Here is a 26,566-nt window from a genome sequence, read left to right as displayed (position 1 = left end):
GCAAGGTTAATGCGGTCATCATTTATAAATAATTTGGAGTATTGACTAAATCGAGGATGTATAGATGCGTTCACTAATTGCGATGTACCAGCGTATAGGGCTGGTGCCGCTCATTATTATTGGTTTGATATTAGGCGTACTGATTGGTTGGCTAGCACCAGATACTGGTATAGCATTAGGCTTGTTAGGGACGCTATTTGTGGGTGCACTAAAAGCGGTGGCACCGATACTGGTATTTACTTTGGTCATCGCAGCGATTAGTCAGCATCGTAGCGGCAATGAAGTCTTCGTTAAGCCCGTGCTCATTATGTATATGTTCGGCACTTTTTTGGCCGCCCTGACTGCGGTGGGCGCAAGCTTCTTATTCCCGACCGAGCTGACGTTGGTGAACGCTACTATCGAGCAAGTACCACCGGCGAACTTAAAAGAGGTGTTGACCAATCTGCTGATGAATTTGGTGGCCAATCCTATCAGCGCCATTGCTGAAGCCAACTATATTGGTATATTGGCATGGGCAATCATCATTGGCTTTGCGCTACGTCAAGCCAGCGATACGGCTCGTACTGTCGTCGGTGATTTCGCGGATGCCATCTCACAAGTGGTGAAATGGGTCATTGCCTTAGCGCCTTTTGGTATCTTAGGCTTGGTTGCCAATACCGTCGCGGAGACAGGCTTTGGCGCGTTGGCTGGTTATGCGCGTATCTTGATGGTGCTCGTCGGTTGTATGCTATTTATCGCCTTGGTCGCCAACCCTATTATCGTCCTTGTTAAGACTGGCAAAAACCCTTACCCGCTGGTCTTCACTTGCCTGCGTGAGTCAGGAATTACAGCTTTCTTTACGCGTAGTTCCGCTGCCAACATTCCCGTCAACATGAACCTTGCGCGTAAACTGGGTCTGCACGAAGATACTTATTCGGTGACGATTCCACTGGGTGCGACCATTAATATGGCAGGCGCGGCGATTACGATCAACGTCTTAACACTTGCAGCGGCGCATACCTTGGGTATCGAAGTGACGTTTGCTTCAGCGCTTCTGCTAAGTTTGGTGGCAACGATTAGTGCTTGCGGTGCATCTGGTGTCGCTGGTGGTTCGTTACTACTGATTCCATTGGCGGCGAGCTTGTTTAGTATTCCAAACGAAATCGCCATGCAAGTGGTGGCAATTGGCTTTATCATCGGTGTGATACAAGACTCGGCAGAAACAGCACTGAATTCGTCAACTGACGTACTATTTACGGCAGCTGCTGATCCAACGTATTCTCGTTAAGTTTTAGCCCGTTATTCATTCTGGCAATAAAAAAGGGTCTAATAAGGCCCTTTTTTATTGTCTACTATTTACTGCTAATGCGGATGCTTTGAGTGTTCAATATCCACTTCAATCACTGGTGCTTGCATATCTAGCTGATGTTTTAATTGGCGGAGTTGCTCCACCTCACCTAATAGCTCTAGTATCAAACCAATCGCTGGCACGCTGGCTTCAAAATCACGACTCAAACGCGATGCGCGGCGTACAATCGTTAGCTGATAGCCAGTAAATTGCTCACGTTCTGGCACATCATATTCGATGATGTTTTCTTCAATCAATTCGATAACCCATTGGCGCTCTTGGCCACAGGCCGATACTAGCTCATCTAAGCTCATGATAATATCGGTAAATTCAGGCGAGTGTTTCATAGCGATTATCCTCGTTTGCTCTTTATTTTATTGTTATCGTATGGTCTTTATCTCTGCTTCGATTTAAGTATTTCTTGGCGGTCATTAACGACTGATATTGGTATCAGAAAAAGCTTGTTTCAGCTGCTCATAAGCTTGGGTAGCGGTTTCGGTACTGATATCAGGGTTGACCATGTTTAAAGTTAAATACAAATCGCCCGCTTGCTTGGCAGGGATACCCTTACCTTTTAAGCGCAAATTGCTACCGGATTTGCTGTTTTTAGGAATCGTCACACCAAGCGTACCTGCTGGTGTCGTGAGGTTGATTTTTTCACCCAAGGCGGCTTCCCATGGGGCGATGTTGACGGTTTGATAAACATCAACACCTTCGATACGAATATTGTCTGCGTGACGGATTTTCACTTTTAAAAATAAATCACCGTTTTTACCATTACCGCCACCAGCCGCACCTTGACCTGTCAAACGAATTTGTTTGCCATCAGTGATGCCTTTAGGAATTTTAATTTTGAGGGTTTTATTTTCGTAATCGACACTGCCATTAGGCTGACGAACCGGAACGTTTAATTTAATACTGTAGTCGTCACCGCTATACACCGAAGACAAATCAACGGTAATCTCTGCATGTTGATCTTGACCCTTGCTATCTTGCGTCCCAAAACCGCCACCAAATTGGTCAAAGCCACCATTTTGAGAGCGACCACCTGCCTGCCCATTCGTTGAGCCACGTGCACCGCGACCAAATGCAGAAAAGATATCATCGAAGCGAAAGCTACCATCGCCAAACGCTTCACCCTCACCAAACTGATCTTTGATGTCTTCCCAGCGGAAACCACCCTGCCCACTGCCCGCTGATTGACCACCAAAACCACTAGCGCCACCTTGACCAGCAAACGGATTGTTTAGCATCGCATCGTATTCAGCGCGCTTGTCTTTATCACGGATGGTTTCATAAGCGTTGTTAATCACAGCTATCTTATTGTCAGCGTCTGGATCGTCACTGACATCAGGATGGAATTGACGGACGAGCTTACGGTATTTTTTCTTGATATCGGCGTCTGAGGCGTCTTTTTTGACCCCTAAAATGTCATAGTAATTTTTCTCTGCCATATTGTTTTTCCTTATCGTATTTATTTCTAATAAATTCAGTTAATACATAATATGGGGATAATGAATAAATATTTAATTTTTCGCCTGCGTCATTATATTGGGGTCTGCTGAAATTCTCGCCAAAAAAAATCATGGCAGCAGCGACTAAAACCATCGCAACTTGTTCAACATACCACTTTTGAGATGAAGATACGCCCTAGAATAATATCCCAGTTGATACGCTTTACAAAAATGTAAGAATCTGGCAAGTTTTATTTACATTAACTTATGTTCAGTTTTTACTAAAAATATAACAGCGTTAAGTTCTTTTAATAAATTGATTAAAGATTCAGCCACAGCCACTATTTTATAAGGCCTAACCACTATAAAAATGTTGCTCAAATCACTGCTAATATCATCTACAACACAATGGTTTTTCTTTGGATTTCGTGCTGTATTTTGCACTTTAACGGTCCATTTTCTTAATTTTCGATATGTGAATATGTGACCTCTAGCGTTCTTTTACAGAACGGTAAGGATATGACAAGCTATGTATTGTAAAATGAATATAATGTTTATACTCATAGGGAGTATGAATAATATAGGCAAGCTTATCTGTCTATTTTATAAATCGTTTAAAGGTATTAAATGTCTTATTTCATCAAGTCTTTAGTTATCACTTTATCACTACTGCTGACTACCACCGTTTTTGCCGGTAACACCAGCTATTATGGTAATAAGTTTCATGGTAAGCGCACAGCCAGTGGCAGTATCTTCAACATGAACTCCTTGACTGCGGCGCACAGAACGTTGCCATTCGGTACGAAGGTACAAGTGACCAATAGAAAGACAAAGCAGAGCGTGATAGTAAAAATTACGGATAGAGGACCTTTCATCCGAGGACGCATTCTTGATTTATCTAAAGCAGCTGCTGGTAAGATAGACTGTCAACTTTGTACGACCAGTATGAAGATACTCTCTTATGGTGATGGTAGATACCGTAAGGAATAATGTAATGAAAAAGGGAGAGCTAACGCTCTCCCTTTTTTATGTCTGATTTTATCAATTAGCGACCATACAATAAGCCGTTAATTGTGCTAACCATATTGCTTAACGAGCATTTGCTTCCATTTCCTCTAGCGTGGTCATCGCTAGCAATAGCTTTTCTTCATGGTCGCTGTGCTGCTGCTGTAGCGCGGTTTGCTCATTGAGCAACACCAATAAATCAGACTTTCGACTGTCTTCATAGAGATCCGTGTTGGCCAGTTTTTTTTCTAGAGCAATTAACTGCGCATCAATTTTAGCCAGTGCTTTCTCTATATTTTCAATTTCACGGCGAATTGGTGCGGTCAGCTTACGTTGTTCGGCGGCCAGTTTCCGCTGCTCTTCTTTACTAAGCGTAGGCTCAGCGGCTTTGTTTTTTGAGGGTGCATTAGACGCTTTATTGCTGATTTGACTATTATCTGTTTCACGTGAAACAAACTTCTTACTCTCTTTTTTGCTTTTTTTCTTGCCAGTGTTTTTATCTGGTGAATTCTCTTGTTTACGCTTTTCTGCCAGCCACTTGCCATAGTCGCTGATGTCACCATCAAACTCTTCGATAATACCATCATGTACCAAAAACAGATCATCACAGACATTCGCAATCAATTCGCGATCATGCGAAACCAGTACCACTGCCCCTTCAAAGCCTTGTAAGGCAATGGTCAACGCTTGGCGCATTTGTAAGTCTAAATGGTTGGTTGGCTCATCAAGGACGAGGACGTTCGGACGTTGCCAAACAATTAATGCTAGCGTCAAACGCGCACGCTCACCACCAGAGAATAATTCACTTGGGGTATCAATGCGCTCTCCACGGAAGTCAAAACTACCCAAAAACGAACGTAGCATCGCATCAGACGTTTTGCCTGCTAGACGACGCAACATCTCTATTGGGGTTGCCTTGGCATCAAGAATATCCATTTGATGCTGGTTAAAATAGCCAAGTTTAAGGGTATCAGAGACACGATACGTTCCTGTTAATACGCCAAGCTCGCCCACCAATGCCTTAATAAGTGTTGATTTACCTGCGCCATTCATGCCTAGTAAGCCGAGACGCGTATCTGGCGTCACCTGCACATTGGCATTATGCAGCAGTGGTACGTCGCTATAGCCAATATCTGCTTTGGTCAACTCAATCAGCGGTGAGCTCATATTGGCTGGCTCGTAGAAGCGGAACGAGAACGGGTTGTCCGCCATCATTGGTGACAGCTCAGCCATACGTTCAAGTTGCTTGATACGGCTTTGGGCTTGCTTGGCTTTACTGGCTTTGGCACGGAAACGACGAATAAAGTCATCCAAATGCGCCTTGGTTGCTTCTTGTTTTTCAAATGCTTGCTGCTGCTGCGCCATACGCTCATGACGAGTACGAATAAACTGCTGATAGTTACCCGTATACAGGGTGATTTTTTGTTGTTCTACATGAAGGATATGACCAACCGTCGCATCCAAAAATGCTTGGTCATGCGAGATGACGATCACTAGACCGGTAAACGCATTGATCCACGTTTCTAGCCACAGAATCGCATCCAAATCCAAATGGTTGGTTGGCTCATCGAGTAACATAAGATCAGCACGGCTCATCAAGGTTTTGGCAAGGTTCAAACGCATGCGCCAGCCACCCGAAAACCCTTCTACTGGTAGCTCATGCTGGCTCGTATTAAAGCCAAGACCTGCCATGATTTGCGCGGCTTTGGTCGGTGTGCGATACCCATCAATTTCGTCGAACTGCTGATGCAACACCCCAATCTGCTCATCACTAACGCTGCTCAAATCATTCAAAGAGGCATTAATCTCATACCACTGCTCATCACCGCTCAATACATAATCAATCGCAGACTGTGCGCTGGCACCAACTTCCTGTGCCATATGCGCCACATGCCAGCTATCAGGGATGCTCACTTCGCCCCTATCAAGTGTGACCTCGGTATCGCCAGTGCCCATTCGAGTCAGCAGTAAAGCAAACAAGGTCGATTTACCAGTGCCGTTGTTGCCCGTTAAGCCAACTTTGTGGCCCGGATGGAGCTGGAAGCTTGCACCTGCAAACAATTCACGACCATCACGGCGAACACCAACGTCTTTAAATTCGATCATATAATTTCTTCATCTCAACAGTAATATAAAATATAAGGCAATAAGAAAAACACACATCTGGCATGCTGACTGGCGGCTATTATTTCAAACGCTTGCCTTATAGGCAAACGATTAAATAACTATTTCAAAACCAATCAGTTATTATACTAAAAAAGCCTGTCATAAAACCCGCGTTGACGACTGTCACTCTTGACAAACGAATCGTCACCCCCATTATGATATACTGCCAAAAGATTAATGCCAGCAGACTATTAATATAGTAGTAGCCCAAATACCAACCTTATAATATTGCAACGACTTTGCCATAACGACAGCACCCAATCGAATCAAACGCCGCGCGTATCTTTATTTGCAACGATGTCAGTTGCAAACCCAAACAGGACGACGACCGCATTTGATCCTAGCAACTGAGGTAGATATGAACGAATCAGCCAACCAATTTAGCCCAAGCTCAAGCCAACCAGTAGATCCAACGATATTAAGCCTAACCGATAGTGCCGCACAAAAAGTACGTCGCCTACGTGAAGAAGAAGGTGATAGCGATCTTATGCTACGCGTCTATGTGACTGGCGGTGGCTGCTCAGGTTTTTCTTACGGTTTCAACTTTGCCAATGAGTTGAATGAAGATGATGCCAACTTTGACAATGACGATGTGACCTTGGTTGTCGATTCGCTGAGTTATCAGTATCTGCAAGGCTCTACCGTTGACTATACCGAAGGATTAGAAGGCGCACGCTTTGTCGTGACCAATCCAAATGCAACCACGACTTGCGGCTGTGGTTCGTCATTCTCTATTTAATCTGAATAGACTGTAGCACTATGTTAAATAGCCTAGAATATGACAGTCGAAGCATCTATCTCTCGGGTAGATGCTTTTTTTATAAAGACCTAGTAGCAATAACAAAGCTGTATTCTTGACCAGTTTGCCTAAAAAAAAGTGCCGAAATCCAGACAAATCACTTCGCCTAAAGCTTATTGTATTTGTAATTGTCCGTGGTTTTCAGGGTCGCTTTGAGCTAAACTGACGTCATTATCAACCTAAATACCCACCTCTTTGATGGTCATACACCAGTCGTGTTTTGAGCCGCCATAACAAATAACAATAGATGACTATTATGAGTAATTTTGTGCCTAGCTTTGTTAGCTTTGAAATCCCCAATTGGTTTGATACTCAGCATTTAACGGGTATGCTCCGCGGTATCGAAAAAGAGGGCTTACGCGTTAAGCCTGATGGTTTTTTGGCACAGACCCCGCATCCAGCCAAATTGGGCTCAAAACTTACCCATCCTTTTATCACTACTGATTATTCAGAGAGCTTGCTTGAGCTCATCACCGACCCAAAAGCCACCCCAAAAGAGACGCTAAACATGCTGCGTCAGCTGCACGTATTGGTGTATCAAGGTATGCCTGAGGGTGAGCTGATGTGGCCACTGTCTATGCCATGTATGCTGTCGTCCAAAGATGAAGATATCCCATTGGCGAATTATGGCAGCTCTAACACTGGTAAGCTGAAAACCCTATATCGCAGTGGTCTAGGCATCCGTTATGGTCGCCGCATGCAGACCATCGCTGGCCTACATTACAACTTATCTTTCGGTGATGGTCTGTTTGAAGCGTGGCAAGCGAAAGCACCCGCCGCCCCAACCCAAACGTTGACAGATTTCAAGAACGAGAAATATTTAGGGCTTATTCGCAACTTCAAGCGTTTGACCAGTCTGGTACTGTATTTGCTAGGTGCCAGTCCAAGTGTGTGCCCTTGCTTTATATCAGGTCGCGAGCACGATTTGGAGCTGCTGAACGATTCAACCTATTATAAGCCTGCCGCCACTAGCCTACGTATGGGCAAGCTTGGCTATACCAATAGTGTGCAAGAGCACCTCGATATCCGCTATAACTATCTACCAGAATATGTCGCTGGACTGCGCCGTGCGATTCAAACGCCACATGAGAGCTTTGAGAAGCTTGGTTTAAATGATGCTGATGGCAATCCTATCCAGATTAATAATCATATTCTGCAAATAGAAAATGAATACTATAGCCCGATACGTCCTAAACAAATTGCGATGAGTGGCGAGACCCCTACCGAGGCACTTGAGCGTCGCGGGATTGCTTACGTCGAGTTCCGCGCCATCGATCTTGATCCGTATAGCGATATCGGTATCCGTCTATCTAGCGCTTGTTTCTTAGAAGTGATGGCGCTGTATTGCTTACTGAATGATTCGCCTGAATTGATGCCTGAAGAGGAAGAAGCTTTGGCCATCAATCTTGAGCGCGTGGTCAATGAAGGTCGCCGTGACAATTTGCACATCATTAACAATGGTGCGGAGCAGTCACTAGAAAGCTGGATGCTGATGCACTTAGGTCGTATGCAACCACTAGCAGCCCTACTTGATGCGCATTATGGTGGCAATGATTACCGTGCGGCGGTGGCGTTGATGCAAGGCAAAGCGGGACATTCTGAGTCGACCATATCGGCGCAAGTAAACTCTGATAGCAAACGTCTAGGCAGTTTATGGCAGCTGGGCTTTACCCTAGCGCAGCAACATCGTGACTCTCTATTGCAGCAAACCCTTAGCCCCAATACCCAAGCCAAATATGAAGTATTGGCTGAAAAATCAATACTTCAGCAAGCAGAGATTGAAGTGGCTGAAACAGAAGACTTTATGGACTTCTTACAACAGTACCGCTAATTAACCTTTGTTATTGTCCATCGTTTTTATTATTGATAGTGTTTTATTGATTATATTATAAGAGTATTCGACCAATGCAACAGCTAACCACTTATCGTAACTTGCAAGTATTTTTAGTATTAATGGCAGTGATAGGAATGAGTTTTGCGCTGTTCTATTTACAGCGCCATCTGGGTCTATCACCTTGCCCACTTTGTATTTTTCAACGTGTTGGCCTCATAGTAATGGGCGGTTTTGCCTTAATATCAGCACTGTTTAATCCAAAATCTAAAGTGGTAAGACTCATATTATGGCTTGGTAGCTTAGCAGGTATTGGCTGGGCGACTGCGGTTGCTGCGCGTCATGTCTGGTTACAACATCTACCTGCCGATCAAGTCCCTTCGTGTGGTCCAGGTCTGAACTATTGGATGGACACCCTTCCTATTCTGCAAGTGTTTAAAGAAGTTTTTGCAGGTTCTGGCGAATGCGCCTCTGTCGACTGGACACTTATGGGCTTAAGTATTCCTGAGCAATCACTGATTCTTTTTAGTATTCTATTAATCGTACACGTACTGATATTGTGGCGTATCATCCGCCCTACCGCAGCTGTTCGTCGTGCTTAATGATAACTGAAGCGGTTGACGGTTCAATAAAACGGTAACCCTTTATCTTTTCATAAAATGGCAACTCTCTAGATATAGAGGTTTGCCATTTTTTTATTCTTTCTTTATCGTCATTACTAATTCTAAACGCCCTTGTTCACTGCATTCACTGCCCCTTCATCCCACTTATCCTCTTTATCATACCGCTTGATAACAAAAAGTCCACATAGGCATCTGTGATGCTTTGATATTGTATGAAAGCTTATGTGCACAGTTGGCATAAGGATATGCTTTGGCTATCCTGTCATTAACTGCAAGCCATTGCCTAATAAGTACCATGTCTAATAAGTTAAATATCTAGGGCGTGTCTTCATTTCAAAAATGGTGATAAAAATGAGATAAATTGCCGTCAAACAAGAAAAATAGCGCAGATAATATCGGGATATTAACCAGCTATTTGACGATGTTTGGCAAGATTTAGCCATTTTTAGCCCATTTAGATGACTATCGAGTGAATTGAAGACACGCCCTAATAAGCTTGACCCTATTACTGATCGATACCAACCGATAAACGCATACTATCAGCGCCTAATGCTGATTTAGTCTCGGTAAGCTTGTCCGCTTTTGTCTCTGATAATAGCGCCAAATCGATCTTAACTGACAGTACTCGTAACGTTTCTAGAATCTATATTAAAAACTGTTTTTGGTATGCCATGATATATCTTACGTCTATTTTCTCTACTACTTCTAAAACCATAAAACGCTCTGGTCGACTGCTGTTAGCGGTGCCCATCTGTTTGCTACTTCTCGGTTGCGACAGTTCTTCGTCTACGACTAATAAAGGGGTGAGCACTAAAGTTGCCCCCGTCGATAATGCGGAGCGCTCTGACCTGCAAGGGGTCGCAGATGACTCGCAAGACAATAGGCAAGCGAATGCTGATGCGCTGGCTAATGCAGATACTGGACAATCCCTTATTAGCGCCGCACAGCCCACTGATGACACGCATGCACGTAGCGTACCGATGATTTCAGAGTCAAATAATGATAGTGCGCTACAAGCTACATTGATGGGCGATTATGGTGGTATGGTTCCTTGCTCGTCTTGCGATAATATCGACATTACTTTGAACTTGTTTGCTGATGGCTCAGTACTAAAAAAGAGCCTCTATAACAATGCTGAGCCGCCGCGCCAGCCACTGCTTGAGTCGGGTATCTATAGACAAGACAATGATACGATTACGATTGTTTATGAAAGCAAGAATATCGAAACTTACCATATCCAAGACAACCATTTGGTGATGATAAACGAGTATAAAAAACCTGACAACGACTACACGTTGTCACGCAAATAAAAAAGCAGCGGCACAAAATATTTAGGGTATGTTGAACAGCCATAAACAGGCGCTTTCAATACCATCGTCGAAGGATCAAACATACCCTAATATCGCGGCATCCAATGATGCTAAATAAGCCAAACTATCCGTTGAATGACGCCTATCTATCGGGCGTTTTTTATTGGTTATCCAACAGTGTTTACTTTACAATAAGCCCTTGTCTGCCCTCCTGATTGGTTGGCGATTACTTTTAGTTCTTGCTACAGTAATATAACCAGTCATAGCGACATTTAGGTTAAGTATGTCCTAAAAAGCCACGGTTGATATCGGTAACTTTTGGGATAATACTGTATTTTCATTCTCTTCATTTAAGCTCGCACGGAACGTCTATGCATATTCATATTCTTGGTATTTGTGGTACTTTTATGGGCTCGTTGGCCTTGTTGGCGCGCGAGCTTGGACATACGGTCACAGGCTCAGATGCCAATGTCTATCCGCCGATGTCCACCCAACTTGAAAACGCGGGCGTGACCATTGAGCAAGGCTATCTGGTGGCGCATTTGCAACCAGCGCCAGATTTGGTCGTCGTTGGTAATGCTATGAAGCGCGGCATGGATGTCATCGAATATATGTTGGACACCGGACTACGCTATACTTCAGGGCCACAGTTTTTATCTGAGGAAGTGTTGCAATCGCGCCACGTGATAGCCGTAGCAGGCACTCATGGCAAGACCACCACAACTACCATGCTCGCTTGGATATTGCACTATGCAGGCATCGACACTGGGTTTTTAATCGGCGGTGTGCCACTTGTCGATACCACTGATGAGCGTTTACAGCAGGTCTTCGCGCACAGCAGTTATTTGGGCGCTGAAAAAATTGATAATGACGATTCGGCAAATACTGGCTATTTTGTCATTGAAGCAGATGAGTATGACTCTGCATTTTTTGATAAGCGTTCAAAGTTCGTTCATTACCGCCCGCGTACGGCTATTTTAAATAACCTTGAATTTGACCATGCGGATATTTTTGCGGATCTCAATGCTATTCAGACCCAATTTCATCATATGGTGCGCATGATTCCGAGCACTGGTAAAATCATTATGCCGACAGCGACTGCTAGCTTAGAGGATACGTTGGCAAAAGGCGTTTGGACACCCGTTTGGCGAACCACCGTGCTCGATTCAGCAGCAAACGCTATCAATGTAAAAGATGATAATTTAGACAATAACAGCGAGTGGCAGGCTGAGCTTATCAGCGAAGATGGTGGTCAGTTTAGCGTAAGTTTTGTTGCTGACGCTGCTGATAAAGACGCCACGGGAGTCGTCGACTGGTCGATGAGCGGTATTCATAACGTGAATAATGCGCTGGTGGCTGTTGCGGCAGCTTATAATGTTGGTGTGTGTGTCAAAACGGCTTGCGCTGCATTGTCTGCCTTTGCTGGTATTAAACGTCGAATGGAGCTGATCGGTGAGGTAAATGACATTTTAGTCTTTGATGACTTTGCCCATCACCCCACTGCCATTACCACTACGTTAGATGGTGCCAAAAAGAAACTGGCGAACAGACGTATTTGGGCCATCATTGAGCCACGTAGTAACACCATGAAAATGGGCATTCATCAAGACAGTTTGGCTGAGTCTGCTGCCCTCGCCGACTATACACTGTGGTATGAGCCGACAGGACTAGAATGGGGTCTAAAAGACGTCATTGATAAGGCCACGGCTACAGGCACTAATGCGACAAGCTCTACTATGGGCAATCAACAAGTGCTCTCTAGTGTCGATGCCATTATCGAACATATCGACACGCATGCAACAGCTGGTGATGCCATTGTGATTATGTCTAATGGTGGTTTTGAAGGTATTCATCAACGCTTATTAACTGCGCTACATAACAAAGCTATATAAAAAAGCTATGTAAAATGTATCAATGTGCTAATTGATGACACGCCCTAGTTAGTACAGATTTGGTTTTGAATAAGAGCGTTGCTTATTATGAATAAGCAACGCTTTTTTATTATCAGACTTTTTGATTACTTTGGGATGTCTCAGCATTTGCAATAGCCATAACTCATAAGTCATAAGTCATAAGTCATAAGTCATAAACTATGAGCTACGTTTGCGACTTCGCTACCTTCTTAACCTTTCATTTACTTATCCTACGTGTATCTTAGCAAATCGATAGTTTTCCTCACACAGCTCATACACTGGTAACATTTCGCGCTTACCTTTAGTTCTAGACAGTCCCTACAATGTAGTTATCGAAATTAATAAACGAATTAATAAATAACATATAATTGATAATAAATTTAGGAGAATGATATGAGCTTTATTTGGATGATTATTGTAGGTTTGGTCGCAGGTTTATTGGCACGAGCTATCAAGCCAGGTAGTGACCCCATGGGCTGGATAATGACCATTGTATTGGGTATTGTTGGTGCTTTAGTAGGTGGCTTCTTGGCCGGACTAATCGGCATAAATGCTGACGGTGGTTTTACTGGTCTAATATTCTCAGTAATCGGTGCCATAATCTTACTATTCATCTATGAGATGATTATGAGCAAGCGTCGTATCTAATCACGTTTAATGTGATATACGATTGACAAAAAAAGGTCTGGCGATAAGCGAGACCTTTTTTATTGTCTGGCTGTATTGCGCTTATCCATAGCGACATAAACACAGCGATATCAACAGGTGGCATTGATAAGCATTACTTTTGTCCCCATTTATCTTATAATAGCTCCACTATTTTATATTTATTATTGAGGTGAGCCGTATGGCATTACTCCCTATCTTAAGCTATCCAGACCCGCGCTTACGCACCCTTGCAAAGCCTGTCAAGGAAGTCACTGCTGAAATAAGAACCTTAATCGCTGATATGATTGAGACCATGTATGATGCCCAAGGTATTGGTTTGGCTGCCAGTCAAGTAGATCGTCATATTCAGCTCATCGTTATCGATTTGTCAGAAGACAAAAATGATCCTAAGGTCTTTGTTAACCCGAAAGTCACGCCATTGGTGGAAGAAAAGCAACCGTACGAAGAGGGTTGCTTGTCCGTACCTGAAGTCTATGACAGTGTTGAGCGCCCAAATAAAGTGCGTATTGAAGCCTTAGATGAGAATGGTGAAAAAATCGATGAAGAAGTAGAAGGCTTACTTGCCGTCTGTATTCAGCATGAAATGGATCATTTGAACGGGGTCATATTCGTCGATTATTTATCACGTCTCAAACAAACTCGAGCGCGTGACAAAGTTCGTAAAGTGCTCAAAATACGTGAAAAACAAGGCGAGCAAGCCGCTGAAAAACAGCCGCAAACCACCAATGCTTAATACAACCCGTCTTTAGATCATTTGGGGATTTTTGCTCGACCATTCTAAAGCAACGCTATTTTATATTATCCACCACATATTGTTTTTATTAAAGGTTTCCTACCATGACCATGATCAAAATTGACCAATATTTTGACCCTGCCGGCTGGCAGAAATTCACCAAAGCTGCCGAAGGTCGCGAAACCCCATTCTTAGTGGTGGACCTTAGCCGTATTAAAACCAAATATCATGAAATGGTTGGTTTTTTTCCGAATGCCAAGTTGCATTATGCGATGAAAGCCAGCCCTGCAGTTGAGGTCATTAATTTACTGGCCGAGCTTGGTTCAAACTTTGATTGTGCATCCATTTATGAGCTTGACCGTGTCCTCGACTGCGGCGTTGAGCCATCGCGTATTTCTTACGGCAACACCATCAAAAAAGCGGAACATGTCAAATATGCATTTGAGAAAGGCATTGATTTGTATGCGACTGACTCAGAAGCCGATTTAAAAAATATTGCTAAGCATGCCCCTGGTTCAAAAATCTTTGTGCGTATCTTAGTACAAGGCTCTGAGACCGCTGAATGGCCATTATCACGCAAGTTTGGTTGTCATCCGAATATGGCGATTGAGCTGTTGATTCAAGCCCGTGATTTGGGTCTGGTGCCTTATGGCATCTCGTTCCATGTGGGTAGCCAACAAAAAGACGTTGCCGCTTGGGATGATGCCTTAGCCAAGGTCAAATATATGTTTGACTGGATGAAAAACGAAGAAGATATTAAGCTACAAATGATTAACCTAGGTGGCGGCTTTCCAGCCAACTATATCAGCGAAGTCAATCCTGTAAAAGTCTATGCTGAAGAAATCACTCGTTATTTGACGGATGACTATAATGACGAAGACATGCCAGAGATTATCCTAGAACCAGGTCGTTCATTGGTTGGTGGTTCAGGGGTGCTGGTCAGCGATGTGGTGCTCATTTCGCGTAAGTCGAACACCGACTTGACGCGTTGGGTATACACCGATGTGGGCTTATTCCAAGGCTTAATTGAAACCTTGGGTGAAGCGATCAAGTATCCTGTTTATACGCCTAAGATGGAAACGTCAACCAGCGAAGGTACGGTCGTGTTAGCCGGTCCAACTTGTGATTCAACGGATATCATGTATGAAGAAGCAGGCTATCAGTTGCCAGAAGAGCTGGAAATTGGTGATAAAATCTTTTGGCTAACCACTGGCGCTTATACTAACTCGTATTCGTCTGTTGAGTTCAATGGTTTTCCACCGTTAGAAGTGATTTATATTGACTAGCATTTCGTCAGTATTATTTAAAAAAAGCGCGGTACTGTGATTCGCAGTGCCGCGCTTTTTTATGCCAAAAACAATATTAATCCATGCAATGCTACTGCACCATTATCCAGATTGGCATGCTGTTAGTATTATTCATAGCGCGATTACTTGCATAAGTTGAGCGTTGGGTTTGGCTATTCTGTGAAATCTGACCGATAGTCACCCACTGTCCACGTGGCACGATAATAGTACTATCTAAGCGCTGACCTTGAATGGCTTGATGGCTATTTTGATTATAAGACGCATTAGAACGCACGAGCCTCTCTTCAACTTGTGATAACTGCACTTCGACTTGACCATTGGCAAGCAGCCTTGGCGTAACGGCAATACCTTGCGTCGTTGGCAATAATACTTGCTGCTGAATAATAATCTGTCCCGACGGGCGATTATAAGTTGGGTACGTATTAGTCTGAGTCAGCGCATAGAGCGTGCCTGTGCTGATACTCGCGGCACTGCCTGACAGCGTTTGTACTTGATATAAATTATTGCCTTGCTGTTGACTGTTGCGCTGGTTAATCACGCCTGCGCCTTGAATACCGCGATTGGTGATAATAACTCGCCCTTGCTGGATGCTACCTTGGGTACTGCTATTATTGCCCACACGCACAACGACCGTTAACGCTTGTGGTTGGCGGTCAATTTTGCTCAATAGCTGCTGTATTGCTTGATAGTTGGCGGCAGTCGTGCGGAGTACCAGCTTATCCTGATAGGTTGCAACCGTGCCGCCATCGCGACTGGTATTTAGCTGCTGACGGACTGATGGCAATAATGCATCGCCACCATAGGTATGAATGACGTAGGTTTGGTAAGTGGCCGCTTGTACGGTGGCTGGTAAGATAGCTATGATTACGCTAAAGGTCAGGGTAAATGCTGTTTGACGTACGTAGCTAACACTTTTGAGAGAAGTCAAAGCGCTACTGAGCTTAGCTTTTATAGTCAATTTAGCCTTATTCATACGCCTATCCTCACCACTATTCAGCATCCATCAAACCAGCAATCAAGAAGCTATAATCACTCAAACATTAGTCATTAGTCATTAGTCATTCAAATTTTAGTCATTTAGACCCAAAACATCTTGCATATTGTATTGCCCAACTTTTTGCTTAATAACCCAAGTTGCGGCACGTACAGCGCCAGCAGCGAAGGTCATCCGTGCGCGCGCGCGATGGGTAATCTCGACGACTTCACCGTCAGCAATAAACATCACGGTATGATCACCAATGATTTCACCACCGCGAATGGCATGAATACCAATAGTGCCTGCTTCGCGCTCGCCCGTTTGCCCTTCACGACCATAAACGGCAACGTCTTTTAAGTTTTGTCCACGTGCTTCTGCGACCGCTTCTGCCATCATGTAAGCCGTACCCGATGGTGCATCGATTTTATGCTTATGATGCGCTTCAATGACTTCTACATCTGCATCATTGCCAAATGCTTTTGCCGCCATGCCGAGCAATTTTAATGATAGATTAACGCCTGTTGAATAATTACCAGCATAGACGATGGCAATTTTTTCACTTGCCGTTGCCAATACTTGCTCTTGTTGCTCATTGAAGCCAGTGGTGCCGATGACCATCGCCACACCGTTAGCCGCGCAAATCTGCATATTTTGTTCAGTGGCATCAGGCAAGCTAAAATCAATCAGCACATCGATGTCATTTATCACTGTCTGCAAATCATCGACAATTTGCACCTCTAAACGTCCGATAGCAGCGACTTCGCCCGCATCCGCACCCACAAGGCTAGATCCTTGACGTTCAATCGCGGCGTTAAGCATGGTTTGTGAGTTATCTTGTACGGCTTCAATGAGCATACGCCCCATACGACCACCAGCACCGATGACACCGACTTTGATGGCTTCTTTGTTTGCGCTAGTGATTACTTGCTCAGTTATCTGTTGGCTCATATTTTTATCCTAAAGATTTTATTATTAATAGATTAATTTCTGAATGCTATTTGTCGTAAGTTTAGCAAATATCACCGCCTGAATGGTTTTTTATACTTCCAATAAAAACCCCCAGTGTTTCATGTGAAACACTGGGGGTTTGGATTTAGTCATTCAACCGAACGAGTGATTAAAACAACTCAGTTAATCGAATAAGTCACCAATCTTTTTAAAGAATGATTTTTTATGCGGTGACTGCTGATGCTTGCTATCACCGTCGAGCGTATCTTGGAATTGACGTAACAAGTCTTTTTGCTCACGATTCAGATTAACTGGCGTCTCGATGACCACACGGCAGATCAAATCACCTTTCATGGTCGTACGTACTGGCGTCACACCTCTGCCACGGACACGTAATAATTTACCACTTTGCGTCCCTTCTGCGACCTTGATTTTGACTTTGCCATCTAGGGTTGGAATCTCAACTTCTTTACCCAATGCCGCATCGGTAATGCTCACTGGCACGTCCATATAGAGATCGGCACCTTGACGGGTAAAGACATTGTGCGGTTTGACGCGTACTTCAACGTATAGATCGCCATTTTGCACGCCTGCACCGCCAGCTTCACCTTCGCCCGATAAACGGACGCGATCACCATCATCAACGCCTGCTGGGATAGATACTTCTAACGTGCGTGATTTGTCTTTGACGCCATTTCCATGGCAGTCAGAGCAAGGGTTTCTAATCTGTTTTCCAGAGCCGCCACACTGTGGGCAAGCTTGCTGAACGGCAAAGAATCCTTGCTGCATACGAACTTGACCTTGACCATGACACATCTGGCAAGTCACGACATCAGAGGCATTTTTTGCGCCCTTACCATCGCAAGTATCGCAAGGTGCAGGTGCGGTAAAGCTGATTTCTTTTTTACATCCGCGCACTGCTTCTTCTAGGGTCAGCTCTATGACATAACGCAAGTCCGAGCCGCGACGTGAACGTCCACCGCCGCCGCCACGTGATTGACCAAAGATATCGCCAAAGTTGCCAAAGATATCACCAAAGATGTCTTGGAAGTTGCCGCCACCAGCACCGCCGCCACCGCCCATGCCATTTTCAAAGGCTGAGTGCCCCATGCGATCGTAAGCGGAGCGCTTACTTTCATCGCTAAGCACTTCATAAGCCATCGACGCTTCTTTAAACTTGTCTTCGGCATCAGGATCATCAGAGTTGCGGTCTGGATGATATTTCATCGCCAGCTTGCGGTAAGCTCGTTTCACTTCCTTACTATCAGCGGTTTTATTGACACCTAATACTTCATAAAAATCGCGCTTACTCATGGGCTCTCCTATCGTCTTTACAGTGCCGCCTGCTGGTCGATTCACCAAACCAAATCAATTATCATCTTGTTTCTGTACTCGATTGTTCTTTTAGGTTTCACATGAAACATAGCAGAACACGAGCGAATGGAAGCAATAATGGTATGAATCTTATAAGCGAATACGGCGGGATGCTGCTTAGCCAAATCAATTATTAAAAGTTTGCGCTATTTATGGAGATAGCTGAGTAATTTATCAAGCTTTGACGTCATGAAATTACCGACTCGCTAGGTTTGGTCAGATTAAAAAAGATTCTAGGCCGTGTCCTCATTTTAAAAATGGGTATAAAAATGAGATAAATTGCAGTCAAACGAGGAAAATAGCGCAAATAATATTGGGATATTAATCAGCTGTTTGACGATGTTTGGTAAAATTTAGACATTTTTAGCCCATTTAGATACAATCGCTTGAATTGAGGACACGCCCTAGTAGTAAATGGACAAAGCTTTTTATACCCGCCCAAGGTTAAGTCGTGCTAATATTTAGCGCCATATTGATGCCGATTAAGTTTGCAATAAGGTAAGAATTTTTATGAAAAAACTGCTGGTTTTATTGATCACAATTGCTGTGACCATCTATGCGGGCTCACCTTATTATAGTGCTTATCAGCTCAAAAACGCTTACGATGCCAAAGACGGTGCCACCATCGCTGCCGCCATTGATTATGAGCAGCTGCGTCCGAGTATCGAAGCTCAGCTGACCGATCAATTTGCCAATACCATGACTCAATATCCATTGGTTGCTGAGCTGGGCGGTGCGCCGTTAACTGACGCAGCCAATGGCTTTATCACGCAGGCAGTCGCTGGTGCCATCACCCCGCAAAACATCGAAAAAGTCATCAATACTCAAGGTCAAGCCAATAGCGCGACCAAAGAGCTGGCCGCTGCATGGGCTATCGCGAGCAATCAAGTCGACCTTAAAAACCTGATTCAAAACTTAATCATCCAGCGCGGCGATGTCAATGCAGTGGTTCAAAGCCAAATGCAGCAAATCATGAAAAAACAAGCAGCGGAACTCGAGCAGCAGGCGGCACAAGGATCAGACAGCGACAAGCCAACATTGAGCTATTGCGGTATTAATTGCTTCACTATTAGTGGTCAAGTAAAAGGCTACCCGCTCACGATAGAGATGCAGCGCGACGGTCTGATTCATTGGAAAATCGTTGATATCGTGTTGCCTTAATACGCCTGCTTTACTATTGCACTATCCTAGAAGTGAGATTGTCATGCCAACTCAAATAATGCCTCAGGGCATTCGCGCTCAATCTGACGCTCGTCCTCCAACCACGTTGTTAGATGGTGGAATGGGACGTGAGCTTGAACGGCGCGGTGCGCCTTTTCGGCAGCCTGAATGGTCGGCGCTGGCACTGAGCTTGGCACCAAAGAGCGTTCGTGATATTCATTTAGATTATATAAAAGCTGGTGCTACTGTCATCACAGTCAATAGCTACGCGGTGACCCCTTATCATTTGGGCGATAAATTCTTTAGTGAAGGCGAACAGCTGATAGGAACAGCCGCTAAGCTCGCTTTTGAAGCTGTACAAGAAAGCAAAAAGCTTATTAGCATAACCTCTATTGCCAATGCTGCCTCTATAATAGCCCCCGTAAAAATCGCTGGCTGTTTGCCGCCATTGTTTGGCTCTTATCGACCCGATCTATTCGACCCAAAGCAAGCACCGGTGATAGCCCGTCCATTATTAGCCGCGCAGATAGCTTATGTGGATATTTGGTTAGTGGAAACCCAAAGCAGCATTATGGAAGCGACAACATGGCAGCAGTTGATTACCGAATTTACAGAAAATGAAAACAAAGCGACGCCAAAACCTATTTGGATTGCCTTTACGCTAGACGACAGTCAGCTAGACATCACTGATAACAGCAGCGAAGAAAAATCAGGAAAACCCACACCCACGCTACGTTCTGGCGAAACAGTAGCAGAGGCCGTTCGCGCCATGATGGCTTTGGATGTGACGGCAATACTGTTCAACTGTAGTCAACCTGAGGTCATGGATTCAGCACTGCAGGTCGCCAAAGCCATTGTCAACGAAGCAGGAGGCACGCAACAACTTGGTGTCTACGCCAATGCCTTTGCTTCCAAGCAAGTCCATAAGCAAGCCAACGCTCAATTGCGCCAAATACGCACAGACACCACACCTGAGCAATACCTAAAATGGGCCACACTTTGGCAAGCATCTGGCGCGGATATTATCGGTGGCTGCTGCGGGATTGGTGTCGAGCACATTGCCTTACTTGCGCAGCATATAAAAGATACACCGTAAAAAAGTGACGCTGGTATTTATACTACAAACTATCTTATAGTTTTCAAAAATCGCAACATTACCTATTCAGGATAATCTATAGCACTGCTGTGGTTGCGCCCGCAGCACGTTCAATTAATTGTGCCACTGGCGCATCGGGGCTCAAGGTGCCAAAGGTCAGCCCGTGTTCGCCTGCAATGCGCGAGCGGCAAAATTCTGTCGCGATGTCTGTATGATCTCCTAGCAGAAAAATCGACGCCTGTAGCATCAATGCCAAGCGCTCAATCACATAGCGACTTCGGAACTCAAGCGTCTCAAGATCCTCGAAACGTTCTGCCAAGCATTTAAGTTCGGCATCATAATGCGCATTCTTGCCAGCAGCATTTTGCAGTTCGGCGAATAGAGTTTCGCGCGTTTCCGGCTCTTTGCGTAAGGCGCGCAGTACGTCAAGGCACTGCACATTGCCACTGCCCTCCCAGATAGAATTCAATGGCGCTTGCCGATAAAGGCGTGGCAAAATGTTCTCTTCTACATAGCCGATACCGCCTAGACACTCCTGCGCTTCATTGATTAATACGGGTGCGCGCTTACATATCCAGTACTTGCCAATGGCGGTCGCAATGCGTGCCAACGCAGTCTCATGCGGATCTTTGCCGCTCATTTCAACCGCGCGAGCAACGCGCATGGTCAGAGCAACGGCGGCTTCAGACTCCAACGCCAAATCCGCCAATACATTGCGCATCAAAGGCTGATCGACCAGCAGTTTGCCAAAAGCCTCGCGCTGGCTGGTATGATGAATCGCTTGCACAACAGCTTGGCGCATCTGCGCTGAAGAGCCAATCATACAATCCAAGCGGGTTAACGCCACCATCTCTAAAATTGTGACGATGCCGCGCCCTTCTATACCAATCAATTCACCGAACGCGCCATGAAACTCGACCTCGGATGAAGCATTAGACCAATCGCCCAGCTTATCCTTTAAGCGCTGTATCCGAACCGCGTTGCGCATGCCATCGGGCAAAAAACGCGGTACTAAGAAACAGCTAAGCCCGCCTTCGGTCTGTGCCAGCACCAAATGCGCGTCACACATCGGCGCTGAAAAAAACCACTTGTGACCGATGATCTCATAGCTTCCATCCTTTTGACGAAGTGCTTTGGTGGTATTGCGCCGTAAGTCTGAGCCACCTTGCTTTTCAGTCATGCCCATACCGATAGTACAGCCCGTCTTTTGTTCCATCGGTAGGCTACGTGGATCATATTCTGCTGATAACAGCTTGGGCAACCATTTTTCTGCCAGAGCTGGTGCATGGCGTAGCGCAGGAATCGCCGCATAAGTCATCGACATCGGGCAACCAAAGCCCGCATCCGCTTGCGAGCCAAGATACATCACCGCCGCCCGTGCCACATGGGCCCCTTCACGATTTTCATGGCGCCAAGCAAAGCTACTCATGCCGTATTCCATCCCAGCTGCCATCAGCTCATGATAGGCAGGATGAAACTCGACCTCATCTATCCGATGACCATAGCGGTCAAAACTGCAAAGTTTAGGAGGATTTTCATTGGCAGCAAAACCACTATCAATTAAATCGCCACCAGTACGAGCGCCAAATGCACTCAGATGATCCTGCGCCCATGATCCGCCCTCGCGAGCAACCGCTTCCATCAAGGCTATGTCTGTCTGCCATGCATTATAATTTTCTAGCGCAACCGGCTGATTGCACACCTCATGTGTATTGAATTGGTTCATCATCGACAACATCCTTATTTGATAGATCGCTTTGGCTTGTACCTTCCATAGTACAATGTTAATATTACATATGAAATCAAATATTGTCAAAAATAGTAATACTTCTTGGCCAACGCCGCGTCTTCTCCTTTTGCGACTACTGACTGTAGCGGACGAGGAAACTTTGACGGCTGCTGAGGCCGTTCGCGCAGGTGCGCTATTTGATATGACCGAAAATAGCGTGCGCGTGACCATGGCACGGCTGACGCAAGCGGGACTGGTCGAGGCAGTCGATGCTGCTATTTATCGCTTGGGTGCTGAAGGGCAAAAACTGGGTGCTGATGTAGCGGCATGGTCGACGGCTGATCAGCGGGTGACAGAGTGGGACAACTCATGGATTGCTGTTACCACGGGCGGCCTACCACGTAGCGACCGTAAAGTGCTCCGCGCCCGTGCTCGCGCGCTTTCTTTGTTAGGTTTCCGCGAGCTGGATACCGGTCTCTATCTGCGCCCCAACAATCTATCGGGCGGCGTCGAAATCGTACGCGCGCGACTGTTAGATATTGGCTTAGGAGAGGAGGCTGCCGTCTTTAAAGCCAGCGCCTTTGATGGTATTCGACAGGACAAGGCGTTGTCACTCTGGTCCGATATGCAGCTGGAAGCAAGCTATAAAAAAATCTCGCAACGGTTGCATGACTGGTCGGCTGCTAAAGATACACTACCGCGTGATACTGCCTTACGTGAAGTCTATATGCTCGGTGATATCGGTATCCGCAGTGTGATTTTTGATCCCTTGCTGCCTGCACCGCTGGTCAATGAGCGCGCACGGCAACAGTTTTTTGATACCGTCAGGCATTTCAATAGTGAAGGTCGTCGCCTTTGGTATGCATTTTTTAAAGAAGGTAACTTATAAAAAAGGTGATTTTAAAAGTAACTTATGAAAAATAACTTATGAAAATTGACAGACGATAAGTTATTTAATCCCCAAAGATTATTTAATACCTAGAAACTCTAGAAATTCAGGACTCTCAAAGCTCGCTTGGTAGAGTACGCCGTCCTCACGGTAAATAGCAGGCGTGGCTATGACTGCCAGTCCCGCCGCTTTTTCGCGATTGGGCGTCACATAATCAACATTACAGCTGGCAGCGGCTGGCGTCATTTTTCCACTCAGCATGGCTTTATTAAGGGCTTTGCGGCGGCTGTCCTCATCAGCTTGACACCAGATACCACGCATTTGCGCAGGTGACTGCTCATATATCGGATAGGCAATGGTTTTTACTGTGACGCCTTTGGTATTGAGCATAGGAAATTGTTGATGTAGCTTACGGCAATAAGGGCAATTGACATCGGTAGCCACATAAATAATGGCTTTTTCTGCGCTGATGGCGGGATAAGTAATCAATTGCGACTCATCTAAAGCGGCAAACACCGATTGGTTTTTGCGTTTTTCAAACGTTTCATCAAGCCCGATAAACTGACCGTTTTCGATGACGGATATCTCACTGTCAGTGATGTATTGCGCATCGTCCGATAGCAAGAAAGGCACTCCTTCTAACGTTGCTCCCCAAATAACGCCCGGCACTGCCGTATAAAAGAAAGGCGTTTTAGCGCTCATATTCTTCAGCGCACTCATATTGGCAAGTAACGATGATTTGACAGCAGCACTAACTGGCTTGCCTATTTGGTCACGATTACTGCGTACTGACGTTTTAGTTACTACGCGCTTGCTGGGGTTTTTCTGTAGCTCGCCTTGGATGACATAGCGGCCATCCTCAGTGATATGCAATGGCAGCTGTCCTGCTAGGTTGACTTGATACATATTGGGCAACTTAGAAGGCTCAATTGAGGTTATCTGCGTCTTAATCCCTGCTTGTGTTAGCAACTGGCGCAAGCGCTTGTCCACCGTCTGGCTTACCGTGCCAGCTGCTGGCGTGGTTTGCGCGCTTGAGCTGATTTTGTTATTGGTAGCATCAGGGGCGCTCGGCTCGGCACAAGCTGTCGTCGCCAATAGTATCGCGCTCATCAAACCGGCAGACTTTAATAAAAATTGTTTCACGGAGACAGTCCCATTTGTTATAAAAGAAGTGTTTTAACAGACGTGTTCGGCAAGTTTCTCTAACAAGCATCCACTTCATTATGTAAAAACATAGATTAAAAAGATAACGGGACTTTAGCATATGCGCTAACTTTGACAGCGATTAAAAGGCCAAATTTGCAAAATTGCTACTGAGCTTTAAGAGACAGGCAATACAAATATAGATAGGTCAATATAGATAGGTCAATATAAAAAGGATACAGCGAGGCTGGGATAATTTTTTGCAGCCTCTGTCCGCGTAGGCACAGCAAGCAAGAAAAATTTGTATCAGCTTCGTGCGTTATATCGTGTATCTACTTTATTCAGTATCGACTATAGCTGAAAGAAATAACAGACAGCAAAAAGCAGCGCACTTTAGCAGTGGCTGCTCATGTTAAATCTTATTTTCACAAATTATTTTAGGGTTCAATAAGGCGAAAATTTAGAATTTGGCAACTTCTTCCTCGGTTAAGAAGCGGCTATCCCCTTTATCGAGGCCGTCTAAACTGATATGGCCGATACTGGCACGATGCAGCTCCGTCACTCTATTGCCAAAGTAGCCCATCATCCGTTTGACTTGATGATATTTGCCTTGCTCTAAGGTCAGACGGGCATGCGTCTCATCCATGAACTCAAGGACGGCAGGTTTGGTCTCTTCGTGATCGCCTTCTAGTAGAATTCCTTCGGCGACTTCTTTGACCGCATTTTCTTGCGCTGCGCTATCCATCGCATCAGCTAAAGTCAGCTCATAGACTTTGGCGTGCTCGTGCTTGGGGCTAGTGACACGGTGCAACCAGCCGCCATCATCACTGATGAGCAAAGCACCTGTGGTATCGACATCCAAACGCCCCGCGATACGTAAGCTACCCAATTCTGGTACCGAAATCAGCTCGGTGACGATGGGGTATTCTTTCGCTTTTAAGGTACATTCAAAGCCTTCAGGCTTGTGCAATAGGATATAGCGATTGCCCGCCGCGACCGACAGCGGCTCGCCTGCCCACATGACATCATCATTGACGATATCGACATGGACGCCAGGATCTTTGATTACTTGATCATTGACCGTGATTTCACCCGCGTGCATAATCTTTTTGGATTCTTTGCGCGACAGCTCGGTGGCCTTACTAATAAATTTATCTAAACGCATACGATTGACTACCATCAGTGTTATGTTACCACTTCCAACCCTGCCGCTAACGGGATGAACTTAACGAAACCGCTAATTCTATCCGCCACACCAAGGCTACTAGATTAGCACTTAGGCGCGACTCGCTCGTTATCTTTAAGCGTGAGAAATGGTACTATAATGAAAAATTAAATGAACACTGCACCCAATATGGCGACAGTGAAAGTTAGACAAGTTTACCATATCCTACCTAGACCTGATGAAATATGAGCTATCAAACGCTAAAACGTGCCGTCACTGCGCGCCTAGAAATCAAGAAATCTGATTTTATCGCTTATGCGTATCCGGTGCACTCACGCGAGCAAGCAATGTTTCACGTGGAACAGCTACGCGTAAAATATGCGGATGCCCGTCACTACTGCTGGGCCTACATCATTGGCGACCCTGATAACACCACCAGTGCAGGCTTCGACGACGACGGCGAGCCGAGTGGCACCGCAGGTCGACCGATATTAAATGTCCTACAACACAAATCAATTGGCAACGTCATCATCATCGTGGTGCGCTATTTTGGCGGTATTAAACTGGGCGCTGGCGGTCTGACCCGCGCCTATGCAGGCTCAGCGCAAGCGGCGGTCGACCAGATGACCTTAAGCCCTTATGTAGCCATGGCGCAAGTACAGATACTCGCAGAGTTTGCGACCGAAGCGCAATGCCGCTATGTGGTCGAGAGTCTAAACGGCAGCATCGATGATGTCACTTATAGTAAGCAAGTCACCTTGACTGTGACGCTCGCTGAGGCAGATATTGAGACTTTAAAAGAACGCCTTGCGATGGATGGACGGGTATTGGATGACCCTTAAACTATTGATGATTTTGAGTAACCAGACGTTCACTGAAAACCGTTGGTTTTCACCATTGCTAGCGTTATGATGAGCCATTGCTTTTCAATGATAATTAAATAAGACC

General features: G+C 45.2%; 24 protein-coding genes. 14 read left to right on the top strand and 10 right to left on the bottom strand.

Annotated features, from left to right (window positions below; translation table 11 throughout):
• The first annotated feature begins 64 nt into the window (after positions 1-64).
• Positions 65-1,267: a serine/threonine transporter SstT gene (gene sstT / locus IOD06_RS08540; RefSeq protein WP_189583694.1), complete on the top strand. Its 1,203-nt coding sequence runs from the start codon at positions 65-67 to the stop codon at positions 1,265-1,267.
• 74 nt (positions 1,268-1,341) lie between these two features.
• On the opposite strand, the gene IOD06_RS08535 is transcribed toward sstT, so the two are convergent.
• The 3 genes from IOD06_RS08535 to IOD06_RS08525 all read right to left on the bottom strand — a co-directional run bounded on the left by IOD06_RS08535 (position 1,342) and on the right by IOD06_RS08525 (position 3,225).
• Complete coding sequence (locus IOD06_RS08535) at positions 1,342-1,674, bottom strand: chaperone modulator CbpM (protein ID WP_189583697.1); 333 nt, start codon at positions 1,672-1,674, stop codon at positions 1,342-1,344.
• Between the two features lie 84 nt (positions 1,675-1,758).
• A complete protein-coding gene (locus IOD06_RS08530; RefSeq protein WP_194620565.1) occupies positions 1,759-2,781 on the bottom strand; it encodes a DnaJ C-terminal domain-containing protein in 1,023 nt (340 codons plus the stop codon).
• Positions 2,782-3,036: 255 nt separating this feature from the next.
• Positions 3,037-3,225 (bottom strand): hypothetical protein, encoded by a 189-nt coding sequence (locus IOD06_RS08525; RefSeq protein WP_194620564.1) that lies wholly within the window; start codon positions 3,223-3,225, stop codon positions 3,037-3,039.
• 183 nt (positions 3,226-3,408) lie between these two features.
• On the opposite strand from IOD06_RS08525, the gene IOD06_RS08520 reads away from it, so the two are divergent.
• Positions 3,409-3,771 (top strand): septal ring lytic transglycosylase RlpA family protein, encoded by a 363-nt coding sequence (locus tag IOD06_RS08520; RefSeq protein WP_189583719.1) that lies wholly within the window; start codon positions 3,409-3,411, stop codon positions 3,769-3,771.
• 99 nt (positions 3,772-3,870) lie between these two features.
• Here the strand turns inward: IOD06_RS08520 and IOD06_RS08515 are convergent, their stop codons facing one another.
• The gene (locus IOD06_RS08515) at positions 3,871-5,892 is read right to left on the bottom strand and encodes an ABC-F family ATP-binding cassette domain-containing protein (RefSeq protein ID WP_194620563.1); all 2,022 of its coding nucleotides are present in this window, start codon (positions 5,890-5,892) and stop codon (positions 3,871-3,873) included.
• A gap of 418 nt (positions 5,893-6,310) precedes the next feature.
• On the opposite strand from IOD06_RS08515, the gene erpA reads away from it, so the two are divergent.
• The 8 genes from erpA (at position 6,311) to IOD06_RS08475 (ending at position 15,116) form a co-directional block, all read left to right on the top strand.
• Positions 6,311-6,691 carry an iron-sulfur cluster insertion protein ErpA gene (gene erpA / locus IOD06_RS08510; protein WP_227669969.1) on the top strand — a complete coding sequence of 127 codons (381 nt, stop codon included), beginning with the start codon at positions 6,311-6,313 and terminating at the stop codon, positions 6,689-6,691.
• A gap of 316 nt (positions 6,692-7,007) precedes the next feature.
• Positions 7,008-8,582 (top strand): glutamate--cysteine ligase, encoded by a 1,575-nt coding sequence (gene gshA, locus IOD06_RS08505; RefSeq protein ID WP_194620562.1) that lies wholly within the window; start codon positions 7,008-7,010, stop codon positions 8,580-8,582.
• Positions 8,583-8,656: 74 nt separating this feature from the next.
• On the top strand, positions 8,657-9,184 hold the full coding sequence (locus IOD06_RS08500) for a disulfide bond formation protein B (protein ID WP_010197670.1): 528 nt from the start codon (positions 8,657-8,659) through the stop codon (positions 9,182-9,184).
• Positions 9,185-9,876: 692 nt separating this feature from the next.
• Positions 9,877-10,515: a copper resistance protein NlpE N-terminal domain-containing protein gene (locus IOD06_RS08495; RefSeq protein ID WP_194620561.1), complete on the top strand. Its 639-nt coding sequence runs from the start codon at positions 9,877-9,879 to the stop codon at positions 10,513-10,515.
• 371 nt (positions 10,516-10,886) lie between these two features.
• Entirely contained in the window at positions 10,887-12,407 is a 1,521-nt protein-coding gene (mpl, locus tag IOD06_RS08490) for a UDP-N-acetylmuramate:L-alanyl-gamma-D-glutamyl-meso-diaminopimelate ligase (RefSeq protein WP_194620560.1), read from the top strand.
• A gap of 414 nt (positions 12,408-12,821) precedes the next feature.
• Complete coding sequence (locus IOD06_RS08485; protein ID WP_010197661.1) at positions 12,822-13,076, top strand: GlsB/YeaQ/YmgE family stress response membrane protein; 255 nt, start codon at positions 12,822-12,824, stop codon at positions 13,074-13,076.
• 199 nt (positions 13,077-13,275) lie between these two features.
• Entirely contained in the window at positions 13,276-13,830 is a 555-nt protein-coding gene (gene def, locus IOD06_RS08480; protein WP_194620559.1) for a peptide deformylase, read from the top strand.
• 110 nt (positions 13,831-13,940) lie between these two features.
• On the top strand, positions 13,941-15,116 hold the full coding sequence (locus IOD06_RS08475; protein WP_010197659.1) for a type III PLP-dependent enzyme: 1,176 nt from the start codon (positions 13,941-13,943) through the stop codon (positions 15,114-15,116).
• 91 nt (positions 15,117-15,207) lie between these two features.
• Here the strand turns inward: IOD06_RS08475 and IOD06_RS08470 are convergent, their stop codons facing one another.
• The 3 genes from IOD06_RS08470 to dnaJ form a co-directional block, all read right to left on the bottom strand.
• Positions 15,208-16,110 (bottom strand): hypothetical protein, encoded by a 903-nt coding sequence (locus IOD06_RS08470; RefSeq protein ID WP_194620558.1) that lies wholly within the window; start codon positions 16,108-16,110, stop codon positions 15,208-15,210.
• 96 nt (positions 16,111-16,206) lie between these two features.
• Positions 16,207-17,061 (bottom strand): 4-hydroxy-tetrahydrodipicolinate reductase, encoded by an 855-nt coding sequence (dapB, locus tag IOD06_RS08465; RefSeq protein WP_194620557.1) that lies wholly within the window; start codon positions 17,059-17,061, stop codon positions 16,207-16,209.
• Between the two features lie 183 nt (positions 17,062-17,244).
• Complete coding sequence (gene dnaJ, locus IOD06_RS08460) at positions 17,245-18,375, bottom strand: molecular chaperone DnaJ (protein ID WP_194620556.1); 1,131 nt, start codon at positions 18,373-18,375, stop codon at positions 17,245-17,247.
• A gap of 570 nt (positions 18,376-18,945) precedes the next feature.
• Here dnaJ and IOD06_RS08455 point away from each other — a divergent pair.
• Together IOD06_RS08455 and IOD06_RS08450 are read left to right on the top strand one after the other, a co-directional pair.
• Entirely contained in the window at positions 18,946-19,596 is a 651-nt protein-coding gene (locus IOD06_RS08455) for a DUF2939 domain-containing protein (protein WP_194620555.1), read from the top strand.
• A 43-nt stretch (positions 19,597-19,639) separates the two neighbouring features.
• Positions 19,640-20,692 (top strand): homocysteine S-methyltransferase family protein, encoded by a 1,053-nt coding sequence (locus tag IOD06_RS08450; RefSeq protein WP_265087672.1) that lies wholly within the window; start codon positions 19,640-19,642, stop codon positions 20,690-20,692.
• Between the two features lie 76 nt (positions 20,693-20,768).
• On the opposite strand, the gene IOD06_RS08445 is transcribed toward IOD06_RS08450, so the two are convergent.
• The gene (locus IOD06_RS08445; protein ID WP_194620554.1) at positions 20,769-22,421 is read right to left on the bottom strand and encodes an isovaleryl-CoA dehydrogenase; all 1,653 of its coding nucleotides are present in this window, start codon (positions 22,419-22,421) and stop codon (positions 20,769-20,771) included.
• Positions 22,422-22,488: 67 nt separating this feature from the next.
• On the opposite strand from IOD06_RS08445, the gene IOD06_RS08440 reads away from it, so the two are divergent.
• Positions 22,489-23,310, top strand: a complete 822-nt coding sequence (locus IOD06_RS08440) for a PaaX family transcriptional regulator (RefSeq protein ID WP_194620553.1) — start codon at positions 22,489-22,491, stop codon at positions 23,308-23,310.
• A 78-nt stretch (positions 23,311-23,388) separates the two neighbouring features.
• On the opposite strand, the gene IOD06_RS08435 is transcribed toward IOD06_RS08440, so the two are convergent.
• Entirely contained in the window at positions 23,389-24,453 is a 1,065-nt protein-coding gene (locus tag IOD06_RS08435) for a disulfide isomerase DsbC N-terminal domain-containing protein (protein WP_194620552.1), read from the bottom strand.
• Between the two features lie 460 nt (positions 24,454-24,913).
• Entirely contained in the window at positions 24,914-25,618 is a 705-nt protein-coding gene (locus tag IOD06_RS08430) for a pseudouridine synthase (RefSeq protein ID WP_189583776.1), read from the bottom strand.
• 245 nt (positions 25,619-25,863) lie between these two features.
• Between IOD06_RS08430 and IOD06_RS08425 the strand changes: the two genes are divergently transcribed.
• Positions 25,864-26,460 (top strand): YigZ family protein, encoded by a 597-nt coding sequence (locus tag IOD06_RS08425; RefSeq protein WP_194620551.1) that lies wholly within the window; start codon positions 25,864-25,866, stop codon positions 26,458-26,460.
• Positions 26,461-26,566: the final 106 nt, after the last annotated feature.

Origin of the sequence: Psychrobacter sp. N25K4-3-2, from assembly GCF_015351755.1 — a bacterium.
In the GTDB taxonomy this organism is placed as follows: domain Bacteria; phylum Pseudomonadota; class Gammaproteobacteria; order Pseudomonadales; family Moraxellaceae; genus Psychrobacter; species Psychrobacter glaciei.
The sequence above is the reverse complement of the archived record's forward strand: the minus strand, read 5'-3'. Positions and strand labels throughout refer to the sequence as shown.

What these genes read in the sequence shown, in the direction of transcription:
- sstT (WP_189583694.1), top strand. Translation starts at nt 65, where the DNA reads ATGCGTTCACTAATTGCGATGTACCAGCGTATAGGGCTGGTGCCGCTC.
- IOD06_RS08535 (WP_189583697.1), bottom strand. Translation starts at nt 1,674, where the DNA reads ATGAAACACTCGCCTGAATTTACCGATATTATCATGAGCTTAGATGAG.
- IOD06_RS08530 (WP_194620565.1), bottom strand. Translation starts at nt 2,781, where the DNA reads ATGGCAGAGAAAAATTACTATGACATTTTAGGGGTCAAAAAAGACGCC.
- IOD06_RS08520 (WP_189583719.1), top strand. Translation starts at nt 3,409, where the DNA reads ATGTCTTATTTCATCAAGTCTTTAGTTATCACTTTATCACTACTGCTG.
- IOD06_RS08515 (WP_194620563.1), bottom strand. Translation starts at nt 5,892, where the DNA reads ATGATCGAATTTAAAGACGTTGGTGTTCGCCGTGATGGTCGTGAATTG.
- erpA (WP_227669969.1), top strand. Translation starts at nt 6,311, where the DNA reads ATGAACGAATCAGCCAACCAATTTAGCCCAAGCTCAAGCCAACCAGTA.
- gshA (WP_194620562.1), top strand. Translation starts at nt 7,008, where the DNA reads ATGAGTAATTTTGTGCCTAGCTTTGTTAGCTTTGAAATCCCCAATTGG.
- IOD06_RS08500 (WP_010197670.1), top strand. Translation starts at nt 8,657, where the DNA reads ATGCAACAGCTAACCACTTATCGTAACTTGCAAGTATTTTTAGTATTA.
- IOD06_RS08495 (WP_194620561.1), top strand. Translation starts at nt 9,877, where the DNA reads ATGATATATCTTACGTCTATTTTCTCTACTACTTCTAAAACCATAAAA.
- mpl (WP_194620560.1), top strand. Translation starts at nt 10,887, where the DNA reads ATGCATATTCATATTCTTGGTATTTGTGGTACTTTTATGGGCTCGTTG.
- IOD06_RS08485 (WP_010197661.1), top strand. Translation starts at nt 12,822, where the DNA reads ATGAGCTTTATTTGGATGATTATTGTAGGTTTGGTCGCAGGTTTATTG.
- def (WP_194620559.1), top strand. Translation starts at nt 13,276, where the DNA reads ATGGCATTACTCCCTATCTTAAGCTATCCAGACCCGCGCTTACGCACC.
- IOD06_RS08475 (WP_010197659.1), top strand. Translation starts at nt 13,941, where the DNA reads ATGATCAAAATTGACCAATATTTTGACCCTGCCGGCTGGCAGAAATTC.
- IOD06_RS08470 (WP_194620558.1), bottom strand. Translation starts at nt 16,110, where the DNA reads ATGAATAAGGCTAAATTGACTATAAAAGCTAAGCTCAGTAGCGCTTTG.
- dapB (WP_194620557.1), bottom strand. Translation starts at nt 17,061, where the DNA reads ATGAGCCAACAGATAACTGAGCAAGTAATCACTAGCGCAAACAAAGAA.
- dnaJ (WP_194620556.1), bottom strand. Translation starts at nt 18,375, where the DNA reads ATGAGTAAGCGCGATTTTTATGAAGTATTAGGTGTCAATAAAACCGCT.
- IOD06_RS08455 (WP_194620555.1), top strand. Translation starts at nt 18,946, where the DNA reads ATGAAAAAACTGCTGGTTTTATTGATCACAATTGCTGTGACCATCTAT.
- IOD06_RS08450 (WP_265087672.1), top strand. Translation starts at nt 19,640, where the DNA reads ATGCCAACTCAAATAATGCCTCAGGGCATTCGCGCTCAATCTGACGCT.
- IOD06_RS08445 (WP_194620554.1), bottom strand. Translation starts at nt 22,421, where the DNA reads ATGATGAACCAATTCAATACACATGAGGTGTGCAATCAGCCGGTTGCG.
- IOD06_RS08440 (WP_194620553.1), top strand. Translation starts at nt 22,489, where the DNA reads ATGAAATCAAATATTGTCAAAAATAGTAATACTTCTTGGCCAACGCCG.
- IOD06_RS08430 (WP_189583776.1), bottom strand. Translation starts at nt 25,618, where the DNA reads ATGCGTTTAGATAAATTTATTAGTAAGGCCACCGAGCTGTCGCGCAAA.
- IOD06_RS08425 (WP_194620551.1), top strand. Translation starts at nt 25,864, where the DNA reads ATGAGCTATCAAACGCTAAAACGTGCCGTCACTGCGCGCCTAGAAATC.